Source organism: Pseudomonas sp. (assembly GCF_030683065.1).
In the GTDB taxonomy this organism is placed as follows: Bacteria; Pseudomonadota; Gammaproteobacteria; order Pseudomonadales; family Pseudomonadaceae; genus Aquipseudomonas.
In genome coordinates, this window is the sequence record NZ_JAUXMX010000004.1 from 23,586 (window position 1) to 35,974 (window position 12,389).

Here is a 12,389-nt window from a genome sequence, read left to right on the forward strand (position 1 = left end):
ACGAGCGTGCCTGTACGGGGCCAGGCGTGCTCTGAAGCGTGGCGCTGAACGGCTCGTACGTTTGGGGCGGACGCTCGGCATTGGCCCAACGATAACGCGTTCTGCAGCGGGATTGCCGATTGTTTGGCGATCCCCCGCTGATGTATGACGCCCGACGGCGGCCGGTAGGCGGCCCCCACCTCGCTTGCGATGCCACCCGGTCGTTCTTATCAAACAACCAGCATGTCATTTATTTTATGGGTTATGACGTTTTCTGTAGGAGGGGCTTTAGCCGCGAAGCTGTGCTGTGCATCGAAGAATTCAGGGCTAAGGCGCAACGCCGCCCAGCCGCTCCTACGGCAGGGAGAGAGCCGCCAGTTTGCTGCGCGGCGGCCCCCCCCCCTCATGCCGTCCGTAACGGCTACATCGCATTGGTTTGCCGTGGCGCGTTGCGCGCCGGTTCAGCTGTGCTCAAGCGTCAGGTAGACCGCGGTCTGGTTGAGCAACTGATAGGCGACTTCACCGAAGGTGATGGGGCCAGTGAGTCGCCCCGTCTGGCGTCCCTGCAACTGTGAATACAGGTAATTAAGGATGCAGTTGCAGCCGAACAGGATGGGGCCGCCGGCGCTGGGCATGGCCTGCAGGAAGCGCTCGCTGTAGTCCTCCACCGCGTCGGCGAAGCGGTAGTTGACCCCGGCGAACACCGGTGCGTAGAAGGACACCAGGCCCGGCTCGCTGTCCAGCGACTGGATGCTGACATTGACCATGGCCCCGCAGTAGTCGGCCACCAGCGGCAGGCGGGTGTCGATGCCACGCGTGCGGATCAGCTCCAGCAAGCTGCCGCGCACGCCATCGATCAGGCAGTCGCGGGCGGCAAAGCCGGTCTCGTCGAAGCTCAGCAGCGGCCCAGTGCCGGGCTTGAACAGGTTCACCGTATGCACCAGCGCCGTCTGCTCGGGCGGCAGGGGTACATGCAGAACAATAGCCTGATCGACAAAGCAGCGACCGCTGCGACCATCGATCACCTGGGCCTGCGCGCTGCCCAGTTGATCCAGGTGTACGCCCGCGACCCAGCCGGCAATCGGCTTGATGTACATATCGGGGTAGTTGGGGGCCTCGCGGGCATAGTCTTCGAGCACGCCGCTGCCGGCCGGCAGAATGACGATGCTGAAGCCATTTTCCGGAGCGTCTTCGAGCATGTGCGGCAGCCGCTCGCGGTCATAGCAGGCGATCTCGCCGACCTGCTGGCCGAACGGTTGCACGAACACCCGATCGAGTCGGCAAGTACCGCCTTCGCTCGCCATGAAATAGGGCGTGGTACCGCCGATCCAGTTGCCCTTGGGCAGCGCCGCCAGGCACTCAAGGTGGCCGGCGATGGCCAGGGTTTCGCCGCGTTCGATCAAGGCGCTGGCCTGGCACAGATCGAGCAGTGCGCTGGTTGCTGTTCCGTTGCTCATGGCTGGTCGCCCTGCGTGGCCTGCTGCTGGTCGCAGGTTAGCTGGGCAATCTCGTGCGCCAGGTGCTTTTCGTGCTTGATAAAGAAGCGCCGCAGTTCATTGATTCTGAGAATCTGCATATCCGCGTCATGCGCCTTGGCGAAGTCCTGGCGGGCGCGGGCCAGCAACAATTTCAGACTCAACAGGCGGATTTCGAACGGGCAATCCAGCGCCAGCAGGCGCTGCCATGCCCGGTCATCGCTGGCGGGAATGCTGCTGGCGGTTTGTCCCGCCGGGTCGTCCAGCTGCAGGCGTGCCCGCAGCTCCGTATCCGCCGTGGCCAACTGACCGGACTCGATCGCATGCTTGATCTGCCAGGCGAGGTGAATGTCGATATCCAGCAGGGCGCAGACCTGACGATAACGCAGGCCATCCTGCAGGCACTGGATCACCCGCCGGGCCAGGCCATGGGTGAAGTCGCTGGCGCTTTTACCGAGGAAGGCTTGCGGCTCCTGACCGTTCTGCTCAGGCAGGCTGGCATGGATATAGGTTTTGTAGGCGCCGATATTGGTATGCCGCCAACGCGAGCGCGGCTGTTCGCCGAGGTAGCGGCCGAACCAGCTCTTGCCCGTGCTCAGGTAGGCATGCACCTCGCGGCTATGGGTATCGACACGAACCCGGCTGATCTCCCAGGGTTCGTTCACTTCCAGCAGCCAGCGGCATAATTCTGCGTCTTTCACCCGGACCTCCCTGTATTGGTTTACCAGTCCAGGGACATTCACATGGGGGGGCGCAGCGAGCCAGGGAACCTTGGCACTAAGTCGTTGCTACTTGCTTGTTGCGACTTGTGCAGTAGTACGGCGACGCCTTCTGGGAGGCTGCCCAAGAATGGCCGTCGACGGCAAATTGACTAGTAAAAACTCACCACGTGGCCCGTACGGTCGAAGGCGATGAAGTTGCCGATGCTGCCCGCTTCGATGGCCCCGACCATCATCTTCAACGGTTGCTCGGCCTCGTCGCTGTTCGGCGCCATACCCGCACGCCCGGCCAAGCCGGCGGCGAACACCAGATCCCAGGCCACGCCGGTACGGCTGGACTCAGTCAGCAGCCCGGCGAAATCCACCAGTTCGTCCGGCAGCTTATCGACGCACAGTACCGGCTTGAGCGAGCCGCCCTGGCTCTCGGCGTAGCGCTGACGTTCCTCTTCGGTCGCATCGTCCGGCAGCTCGGCGCTAACGAACACCAACAGCAAGCGTTGCGGTTCCGGCTGGGCTTTGGAAGCGGCCAGCAGGTCGGCGAATTCGGCAATATCCATGACAGTCCATCCGTACGGCAAAAATGAGCGAAGCAATAACCCACACTGCCACGCGGCGCCGACCTTTGACCATATCTCTTAAGGCATAGAACGCCGGTCAGGGTTTGCCGCTTTCCCGTAGCAAGATTGCCCTGCCCCTGCGCGCCGCAATCGTCAATGACCGATCACGCAGGTTTGCTTCACCCCGGTTCAACTGGCCTTTGCAGCTTCCGCTTGGCTGGGTGGGTTCAGATAGGCATCCAGCGAATCATCCATCGCCTCAAGCCACGGCGTATGGTGCGCCGGCGCCTGAGTACCGGTCATCAGGGAGCGATAGGAGTGATCCCTGAAGGTCAGGATATTGTTGTGCTTGTGCTGTTCCCACTGCAGAAACGTCTGGTTCACACCCTCGATATCGAAGGTCGGGTAGTCGGTCTGCTCGATCAGGGATTTTATGTAATCGCCCTGAAAGCGGATCATCTGCTCATCGGTTTCAAGTAGCGCTTCGCGCTGACTCCAGTTCTGGATGGCGGCCTCCATCACGGGCTTTGCGGGCATGGTGATGCGACCCAGAATCACATCCCGCACATACCAGGCCTGGGCATCGAACATATTGAAGGTGTACCACTGGTCTTGCATGCCGAGGTAGAACAGTGCCGGCTGCTCGACCAGGGCCACACCCTCATGCAGACCAAGAGGCCAGAGACGGTTGCTGGTTTTCAGGCGCAACTCTTCATCCAGAAACGGGAAGTGATGCAGATAGCCGGTACAGAGAATGATCGCATCGACTCGCTTGGAACTGCCGTCGACAAAATAGGCGGTATCGCCATCGACTTTGATCAGCAGCGGCTTTTCATCCCAATTATCCGGCCAATCGAAACCCATGGGCCGGCTGCGATAACTGCTGGTAATACTCCGTGCGCCGTACTTGTAGCATTGCGAGCCGATATCCTCGGCGGAATAACTGCTGCCAATCAGCAGAATGTCCTTGTCCTTGAACTCCAGCGCATCACGAAAATCATGGGCATGCAGAATGCGGCCATTGAAGCCCTCAAAACCCTCGAAAAACGGCACGCTGGGTGTCGAGAAATGACCGGAGGCCACAATCACATGGTCATACAGTTCACTGCTGGTACTGTCACTGCCATGATCATGGGCAGTGACCGTGAATTGCCGACTTTGCGCGCAATAACTGACCTGCCGAACCGGCGTATTGAAGCGTATATATTGACGGACATCGGCTTTCTCGACCCGGCCCTTGATGTAATCCCAGAGCACCGCGCGGGGCGGATAGGAGGCGATGGGCTGATCGAAGTGTTCATCGAAGGTGTAGTCGGCAAACTCGAGGCATTCCTTGGGGCCATTGGACCACAAGTAACGGTACATGCTGCCGTGTACCGGCTCGCCATTCTTGTCCAGTCCTGTGCGCCATGTGTAATTCCACAATCCGCCCCAGTCCGCCTGCTTTTCATAACAGACCAGTTCAGGAATTTCAGCGCCTTGTTCCTGGGCGGCTTGAAAGGCGCGAAGTTGTGCAAGGCCACTAGGGCCGGCACCAATAATGGCTACTCGAGTCGTGATACATTTCTCCCTGAATAAGACGCCTTGTTGCCGTATTAATAAGCAACAAGAACCCGGTCTATCAACTAGGCGAGTTAATAGATCAAGAACCATGAATCGCAAGATTCATGAGATCGATATGCGTAAAAACGATGTAAGACCATACAGCAAAGGCCCGCTCTTGTCCGTTTTGTGATGCCTTGTGGGTCTGCGACAATAAATATCAGGCGGCCAAAGGCGATTGTTCAAATCGCCCCATAATTGGCTGCAGCGCTTGCAGTGAAGGGCCTGTAGCAAGGCTACTGATCGCCCGCAGGGGCGGTTTGATGGTTACGCGAGCAGGCGGCAACAACTAACATTATTTTGAAATTAGTGGCACGACGACTTGCTTATCTGCGTTTTTAACGCCCCAGCGCACGGCATGTATACCGTAAAATCCCTGCCAAAAATCATGCGCCTGAACTGAGCATATCGGTGATATTAACCATGAACACAGAGACTTATTTGCTACGCAAGACGCGCCCCAAAGATCAGTTGCTTTTTAACGAACTGATTACGAGAGCTTGAGACTAATTAGTTAACTGATTATTCATGCTGAGTAATAACATGACTTGTAATATGACCTGAATCAACAGGCGACAGTGGTCGCACGATTATTATCCTCCGCGTTAGAATTATTTTTATGGAGGCGACATCGTGAGTAGCGACGCTGCCTGGGCTCATCCCGCGCCTGTTAATTTTATATAGAGACACTCAACCCCTGCTCTCTATCAAGGAATCCTGTATTCAGGGTTTCAATACCGCGCGTAATTCGCGGCGCTTCAACGGCAGCAATCGGGCCGACTGCTTACGCGGCAACTCTTTCATTTTCACATAGACTTTCGATAGCAAACTGGCCATGGCGCACCCTAGAATTGATATTGCGTAGCTATATAAACGCTATTGTTTTTTCGGAAGGCGCCGTAATCCTCGGCACTGTTTTCACCGTCGAAAGCCAGGCAGCCGACGGATAACATCCATTGCATATCCATCTGCCAACGCGCCTCCAACTTGCTGAAACCCCCTTGCTTATTTATGTCGTAAAGCGTCGTCCACTCGATTTTCACGTCGGGGTCATAGAACGTTTTGGCGATCTGAAACGTGGCCAGATTCAACTCGCGCGGCAGGATCACCTCGTCTTCGGGCTCGCCCAGCCAGACATCCTGGTACTGGAAGTTCAGGTAAATGTCGCCGGGGGCGGTGTAATCCAGCGAGAGGATCGCTGCGGTCGCATCGGTTTCCGTGAGGCCGTCAGCATCGGCCAGATAGCGCGCCAGCTCCGGGTAGATATACAGCTTGACGTCCTGGTAGCGCGCCAGTTCGGCGCGGGCTACCACATCGCCAAACGCATAGGCCGCATCGACGCCATAGGACAGGCTTTGGTATTCCTTGGTCTCCAGCGCCACCACGCCCGGCGCGACGAATGTCCGCTCCACCCGCTGGCGGTGGTCGGTGCCGTAATAAACCGCGGCACCGAAATCCAGTCCGCCCAGGCGGCTGGTGTAGCGTCCCGCCCATTCGTGCCGCGGCGCGGATGCCTTGGAGGTGTTGACGGCAAAGCCCAGAGCGGCGAATTGCTCACGCTGGAAATCGGCATCGGCGAAATCGCAGGCCCGCTCGCACCAGATGCTGTCGGCATCGGCCAAGTGGTTGCGCGAGGACTCCGGGAAATAAAACAGCGCCAGGCTGGAGTCGCCCCACTCGATACGTGTGCCGGCGGACAACCGCGCCAACTTGCGCTGCGCGCGCGGTTCCAGGTAATACCAGCGGGGGTCTTCGGCAAAGGCGAAATCCAGCGGATTGACGTCGTCGGCCCGGCCCCATACTTGCTGCTGCCAGCCGGCGAACAGATACACGGCGTCGTGCACCTGCCAATCCAACAGCAGCGTGCGCAGCTCAGCGCTGGCACTTTCCACCGAGGTTTCGCCGTTGCCTTCAACTTCCACCTGCAAGCTCAGGCGCTCGGCGAGTTCGCCCGAGGCTGTCACCGCGGTGCGGCCCAGCAAGGCGGACTCGCCCGCCTCGCGAGCATCCATACGCAGGTCGACGGTGCCGGTGTGATTCCATCCGGCATTGGCCAATACAGGTGCCGATAACAGCAACGTGAGCAATCCCTTTCTCATCGACACGAATCAAATCTCTCTGGCTGTTAACGCTTTGAAGCTGAATTGATCGACCTGTAACCCGAGGTTGTAATCGATCTTGTCAATGTTCATCACGGTGCTGGAGCCTTGCTTGACGCTCACCACCTTGGAGCGTGTCACTGTCCAGACACCTTCGATCTGCTCGGTCTGCTCGGCGGTCAGGGTCTTGAGCAGTTTGCCGTCCTGGTAGTACTCCACTTTCAGCTCCAGCAAGCGCTCGGGGTCGACCCAGGAAATCGTCCGCTCGTAGGGGTAATCCGACTTGTTCGGCACGGCCTGAACCACCGCCGTGGCGATACCGTCGAGCACTTCATCGCGCAGCTGTTGGTAGGTGAAATCCTCGGTGGCCTTGGCTTCGATATCCACGTAGAAGATGTCGGTGCCGAACAATGGACGGCCGCGCTCGGAACTTGAAATCTTGCGCGCTTCCTTCTTCGCCGCCTGGGATAGATACAGCCACTGCAAGGTCTCTTGTTTGTCTTCGCCGTGGACCAGCACACCGCTGCCGCGCATGAAGTTAGGCGCGGTGTACTTGAGCAGCGTCTTGTTGCCGGCGCTTTCCTCGATGTTCCAGATACGCAGCTGATACTCCTTGCTGCTGCCGCTTTTACTGGTGTACTCGAGGGTGACTTCGCTGAGCGCGTCATCACCGACATAGCGATTGTTGACCTTGTCCATCAGCCCTTGGGCGTCTTGTGCAACAACCACGACGGGCAGCGCGAGTATCAGCAGTACAGAGAGAATGCTGTTCATGGTTCAGGCCTCCTGTGCATCGGATTTAGCGGCGTGCGGTTGCAACTCCGACAGCGACGTTTGGCTTATCGCCGCGCCGCGCATAAGGAAACGCGGTTGCAGGACCAGGATCACCGCGCCCAGCAACAGCAAGGTGCCGAGCGTGGCGAACAGGATGGTGACGATGTTCAACACACCGAAGTAGATGATCGGGGTGAAGGGCGATGCCATCAGCACCAGATAGCCGCCGATCAGCGCCAGGGAGGTGTAGATGATCGCCCGACCGCTTTGCTGCAGGGTTTCGACAAAGGCACGCGGGTAATTGCCATGCTGGCGAACCTGTTGTTTGTAGGTCATCAGGAAATGGATGGTGTCGTCGATACCGATGCCGATCGCCATCGCCGAGACCAGCGCGGTGGCGATATTCAAAGGAATGCCGAACAGCCCCATAAAACCGAAGTTCACTGCCACAGCCAGGGATACCGGGATCAGGCTGATGATGCCGCCGAGCAACGAACGGAACACCAGGGTGGTGACGACAAACACGCAGATCAAGGCCAGCGCAACCGAGATGATCTGGCCTCGGATGATGCTGTCGTTGATATCCGAAACGATCATGATGTCGCCGTAAGGTTTAGCCTCCACCCCTGCCGGCAAGTTGGTCTTCAGCCAGGCGCTGGCCGCATCGATGATGCGTTTCTGGTTCTGTAGGCTTTCTTCCCGGTAGCTGCCGTCCGGGTATTCGATCAAGGCAAAGCGACCGCCGAAACTCAGCAGGCGGAAATCTTCATCGACCACATTGCGCAGGCTTTCACGTACATCGGCGCCCCAACTGAATATCTCGATGTACTGCGCCACTTCCTCGGCGGACTGGGGAATGCGGTGATAGCTCTGGTCGCCGTTGTAGGCGCCGCTCATCTGCTTGACGTAGTCGGCCAGCGACAGGGTTACCTTGACCTGATCGCCGTACTCGCTGTGCAGCCAGTCCTTGAACGCCGCCAAGGTGGCCAGTACCGCAGGGTCCTTGGCGCCGTCCACCTTGCCGGTATCGATGACGAAGTTGAAGCCCACCACGCCGCCGAAGGATTGCGAAATCGCCCGGGAAGAGCGCACCAGGTTGGAGTCTTCCTTGAAGAAACTCAGGCCCGACGACTCCACTTTCACCTGTTGCAGGTAGTACGCCGAGCTACCGATCAGCAGCGCCCCCAGCCCCAGCACCCACCAGCGCCGATTGACGATACCGCGCCCCAGCAGTTCTAACACGCTGTCGAGCACACGATTAAAGCGGCCTTTGGCGTGGCCGTTGCGCACGCCCTTGATCGGTTTCAGCAGGCTGATGATGGCCGGCAGCAGCGTCAGGTTGGCCATCCACAACACCACCACGGCAAAGCCCAGGGTGGTGGCGAAATCGCGGATGGCGACTATCGGGTTGAATATATTGGAGATGAAACCGAGAAAGGTCGTGGCGGCCGCGAGCAGAATGATCGGCCCGATATGTTGGCCAGTAGCACGCAGAATTGCCGAAGATAATGCCTCCGGAGCCAGGCCGACTTGCCGGTAATACTCGTTCAGGAAGTGGATCGAATAGGACGAGCCCACCGCGATGATCAGCATGGGTACCAGGTTGGTGATGATGGTGATCTTGATGCCCAGCATGCTCATCAAACCGGTGCTCGCCACCACCGCGAGAAGGATTGGCGCGAATGGCAGCAGCACGCCGCGAGCGGTATGGAAGGACAAGAACAACAGAGCGGCCAGCACCACCAGGAACAATGGCATCAACACGCCCATGTCGCGGTCCATGTAGCGCTTCATTTCATGCTGAATCACCGCCAACCCGGCAATCGGCCAGCGCCCTTGCAGGCCGGCCTGCTCCAGCGCCTGCTCGACCAGCTCGGTGGCGACCTGGTCGGTGATGCCGGCATTGAACTCCACCAGCAACGCCAGGCCCTTGCCGTCGAGGCTGAGCAGATTGCCGCGGTATACCGGATCACTGGCCAGGCGTTGTTGAATGAGCACGGGATTGAATCGCCCGGAGTCGGGGTCATCGACGATCTGGCCGACCTCGAAGGTACCGCCGCCGCCCTGAAGATATTGCTTGGAGAAGATCGAATGCACCTCACGAACGTGAGGCGACTGGCTCAGCTGCCTGCTTAGCGCATAGGCCGAAGCGAGCACCGGCTGAGTTAACACTTCGTCTTCGCTGACGCTGATAATGATGAAGCCAGCAGCGCCGAACACCTTCTCCATTTCATTGCGCAGGGTTACATGAGCGTTATGCTCAGGAACCAGTGCCTCGACCCGGCCATCGACCTGCAGCTTCGGCAGCTGGCTGGCGAACAGGGCGAAGACGATAAGCGATGCGAGAATGACCCACCAGGGTCGCTTTACCGAGAATACAACCAGTCCGTTGAACATTCGTCCTCCTGAGCCTGTCAGGACGAACTGGCGCGTTTGGGGCGGCGCTAAACCATTACTCGTCCTTGAGCGCCTCGGGGCAGCAGCTCTCGAAATAATGCCTTATCGCCGTGGCGATGCCTTCCAAACGGTGCAAAATTGCCAGCCCGTCGAGTTCGTAAAATATGTGCCTGCCGCGTTTTTCCGCCTTCAGCACCCCAACGTCATGCATGACGCTGAGGTGCCGTGAAACCACGGAGCGGTCCTGCGGCAGGTAGCCGGTGATCTCTGCAATGTCCATCTGGCCGTGCTGCGCCAACACCTTAAGAATGTCGATGCGGACCGGCTCGCTGAGCACTTTGAATAGCTTTGAATCGAAAATCTGGTGCAGTTCGCTCATATGGGCTCTCCATATCGATTATTCATGCACACATATGCATATGTCAATTTATACCGATAACGATGCTAGCATCGCCCATAAACAAATTGGCAACTATTGGGCCTATCGGTCAGTGTTCCGCGAGGGCTTCAGCCTCCTCGGTCAAGGGTGACACGCTCCACAGCTTCAGATCGGTCTAGACCTTGCCGGTCACAGCCAGAAAGGATTCCTGCATGGCCTGCATCATCGGTGTATGAAAGGCATGGCTGCCGAGCAGGCGGGGAGAACGTCCCAGAGAGGACACATCCCTGGTGTAGATCAACGGCTTGTAGTCCGGTCCCTGGCCTTGGCCACAGCCGCCCTTGAGCCTTCTGTCGATCTGGGCCTGGGTCAGGCCATTGGATGTTCCAGGCATGAGAAAACCTGCACCCGCTGTGTCGATCATCTCAACATAGTGGATGTAGGTTTGGGATGAAGCGCTATACGTAGGATGGTTTTTTATTTATGCGGACGAGACTGTATTTTCATCCCACGTGTCCAGCAGCCAGGCGCATGCCGCTTATTCCACCGTTACGCTCTTGGCCAGGTTGCGCGGCTGGTCGACGTCGGTGCCCTTGAGTACGGCGACGTAGTAGGACAGCAGCTGCAGCGGGATGGTGTAGAGGATCGGCGCTAGGGCGTCGTGGATATGCGGCATGTTCACCACATGGGTGCCCTCGCCGTTGCGCATACCGGCCTGCTGGTCGGCGAACACGATCAGCTCACCGCCGCGGGCGCGCACTTCCTGCAGGTTGGATTTGAGCTTCTCCAGCAGCTCGTTGTTCGGCGCCACCGTGACCACCGGCATGTCGCTGTCGACCAAGGCCAATGGCCCGTGCTTGAGTTCGCCGGCCGGGTAAGCTTCGGCGTGGATATAGGAGATTTCCTTGAGCTTGAGCGCACCCTCCATCGCCACCGGGTACTGCGCGCCACGACCGAGGAACAGCGCGTGGTGCTTGTCGGCAAACAGTTCGGCGATCTTCTCCACCACCGCATCCATGGCCAAGGCTTCGCCGAGACGAGTCGGCAAGCGGCGCAGTTCGTCGACTAGCTCAGCTTCCAGTTGTGGGGCCAGGCTGCCATGTACCTGGCCAATAGACAGGGTCAGCAACATCAAAGCGACCAACTGAGTGGTAAAGGCTTTGGTCGAAGCCACGCCGATTTCCGGGCCGGCCTGGGTCAACAGGCACAGGTCGGATTCGCGCACCAGGGAGCTGATGCCGACATTGCAGATCGCCAGGCTGGCCAGGTAGCCGCCCTGCTCCGGGCTCAGCGCCTTGGCATTGCGCAGGGCAGCCAGGGTGTCGGCGGTTTCGCCGGACTGGGAGATGCTGATGAACAGGGTATCGGGCTGCACCACCACCTTGCGGTAGCGGAATTCGCTGGCCACCTCGATCTGGCAGGGAATCGCGGCCAGCTCTTCCAGCCAGTAACGGGCGACCATGCCGGCGTGATAGCTGGTGCCGCAGGCGACGATCTGCACGTTCTTGACCCGGGCGAACAGCTCGGCGGCTTGCGGGCCGAACGCCTGGACCAGCACCTGGTTAGTGCCCAGGCGGCCTTCCAGGGTGCGCTGCACCACTTTGGGTTGCTCGTGGATTTCCTTGAGCATGAAGTGGCGGAATTCGCCCTTGTCGGCGGCTTCGGCGCCGTCGTGGTACTGCACGCTTTCGCGCTGTACCGGCTTGCCGTCGACGTCCCAGATCTGCACGCCATCGCGGCGGATCTCGGCGATATCGCCTTCTTCCAGGTACATGAAGCGGTCGGTGACCTGGCGCAGGGCCAGTTGATCCGAGGCGAGGAAGTTCTCGCCCAGGCCCAGGCCGATCACCAGCGGGCTGCCGCTGCGGGCGGCCAGCAGGCGATCCGGCTGCTTGGCGCTGATCACCGCCAGGCCATAGGCGCCGTGCAGTTGCTTGACCGCCTCTTTTAGCGCAGCAGTCAGATCCGGCTGGCTTTTCAGCGTGTGGTCGAGCAGGTGGACGATGACTTCGGTATCGGTATCGGAGCTAAACACGTAGCCCAGGTCTTTCAACTGAGCACGTAGTTGCTCGTGATTTTCGATGATGCCGTTGTGCACCACCGCCAGCGCGCTGCCGGGTTCTTTACCTGAGAAATGCGGGTGGGCATTGCGTTCGCTCGGCGCACCATGGGTGGCCCAGCGGGTATGGGCGATGCCCAGACGGCCGGCCAGGGGCTGCTCGCTCAGGGCGTTCTGCAGTTCGGCGACCTTGCCCACCCGGCGACTGCGCTGCAGCTCGCCCTGCTCATTCAGCAGCGCCACACCGGCGCTGTCATAGCCACGGTATTCCAGGCGTTTCAGGCCTTCCACCAGCACGGCGGTGATATTACGTTCGGCGACGGCGCCCACGATGCCACACATAGTCTTG

The 12,389-nt window shown here is 59.1% G+C and carries 9 protein-coding genes and 1 pseudogene; all 10 read right to left on the bottom strand.

All coding sequences use genetic code 11. The features are described from left to right. Positions 1 to 440: 440 nt before the first annotated feature. The 10 genes and pseudogenes from Q8K09_RS00350 to glmS all read right to left on the bottom strand — a co-directional run bounded on the left by Q8K09_RS00350 (position 441) and on the right by glmS (position 12,382). Positions 441 to 1,436 (bottom strand): hypothetical protein, encoded by a 996-nt coding sequence (locus tag Q8K09_RS00350; protein WP_305252861.1) that lies wholly within the window; start codon positions 1,434 to 1,436, stop codon positions 441 to 443. Further along, positions 1,433 to 2,155: a hypothetical protein gene (locus tag Q8K09_RS00355; RefSeq protein ID WP_305252862.1), complete on the bottom strand. Its 723-nt coding sequence runs from the start codon at positions 2,153 to 2,155 to the stop codon at positions 1,433 to 1,435. The genes Q8K09_RS00350 and Q8K09_RS00355 overlap by 4 nt, the downstream gene beginning before the upstream one ends. Before the next feature lie 170 nt (positions 2,156 to 2,325). Beyond that, on the bottom strand, positions 2,326 to 2,730 hold the full coding sequence (locus tag Q8K09_RS00360) for a ribonucleotide reductase subunit alpha (protein ID WP_305252863.1): 405 nt from the start codon (positions 2,728 to 2,730) through the stop codon (positions 2,326 to 2,328). A gap of 189 nt (positions 2,731 to 2,919) precedes the next feature. After that, positions 2,920 to 4,290, bottom strand: coding sequence for an NAD(P)-binding domain-containing protein (locus Q8K09_RS00365; RefSeq protein WP_305253074.1), 1,371 nt, complete (start codon positions 4,288 to 4,290; stop codon positions 2,920 to 2,922). Positions 4,291 to 5,177: 887 nt separating this feature from the next. Further along, entirely contained in the window at positions 5,178 to 6,419 is a 1,242-nt protein-coding gene (locus Q8K09_RS00370) for a hypothetical protein (protein WP_305252864.1), read from the bottom strand. 21 nt (positions 6,420 to 6,440) lie between these two features. Next, on the bottom strand, positions 6,441 to 7,205 hold the full coding sequence (locus Q8K09_RS00375) for an outer membrane lipoprotein-sorting protein (RefSeq protein ID WP_305252866.1): 765 nt from the start codon (positions 7,203 to 7,205) through the stop codon (positions 6,441 to 6,443). A gap of 3 nt (positions 7,206 to 7,208) precedes the next feature. Further along, positions 7,209 to 9,602, bottom strand: coding sequence for an RND family transporter (locus tag Q8K09_RS00380; protein WP_305252867.1), 2,394 nt, complete (start codon positions 9,600 to 9,602; stop codon positions 7,209 to 7,211). A gap of 55 nt (positions 9,603 to 9,657) precedes the next feature. Continuing rightward, the gene (locus Q8K09_RS00385) at positions 9,658 to 9,981 is read right to left on the bottom strand and encodes a helix-turn-helix transcriptional regulator (protein ID WP_305252869.1); all 324 of its coding nucleotides are present in this window, start codon (positions 9,979 to 9,981) and stop codon (positions 9,658 to 9,660) included. Positions 9,982 to 10,225: 244 nt separating this feature from the next. Then, a pseudogene (locus Q8K09_RS00390) lies at positions 10,226 to 10,375 on the bottom strand (heteromeric transposase endonuclease subunit TnsA); the annotation flags it as partial. Positions 10,376 to 10,519: 144 nt separating this feature from the next. After that, complete coding sequence (gene glmS / locus Q8K09_RS00395; RefSeq protein ID WP_305252872.1) at positions 10,520 to 12,382, bottom strand: glutamine--fructose-6-phosphate transaminase (isomerizing); 1,863 nt, start codon at positions 12,380 to 12,382, stop codon at positions 10,520 to 10,522. Positions 12,383 to 12,389 lie beyond the last annotated feature (7 nt).

What these genes read in the sequence shown, in the direction of transcription:
- Q8K09_RS00350 (WP_305252861.1), bottom strand. Translation starts at nt 1,436, where the DNA reads ATGAGCAACGGAACAGCAACCAGCGCACTGCTCGATCTGTGCCAGGCC.
- Q8K09_RS00360 (WP_305252863.1), bottom strand. Translation starts at nt 2,730, where the DNA reads ATGGATATTGCCGAATTCGCCGACCTGCTGGCCGCTTCCAAAGCCCAG.
- Q8K09_RS00375 (WP_305252866.1), bottom strand. Translation starts at nt 7,205, where the DNA reads ATGAACAGCATTCTCTCTGTACTGCTGATACTCGCGCTGCCCGTCGTG.
- Q8K09_RS00380 (WP_305252867.1), bottom strand. Translation starts at nt 9,602, where the DNA reads ATGTTCAACGGACTGGTTGTATTCTCGGTAAAGCGACCCTGGTGGGTC.
- Q8K09_RS00385 (WP_305252869.1), bottom strand. Translation starts at nt 9,981, where the DNA reads ATGAGCGAACTGCACCAGATTTTCGATTCAAAGCTATTCAAAGTGCTC.
- glmS (WP_305252872.1), bottom strand. Translation starts at nt 12,382, where the DNA reads ATGTGTGGCATCGTGGGCGCCGTCGCCGAACGTAATATCACCGCCGTG.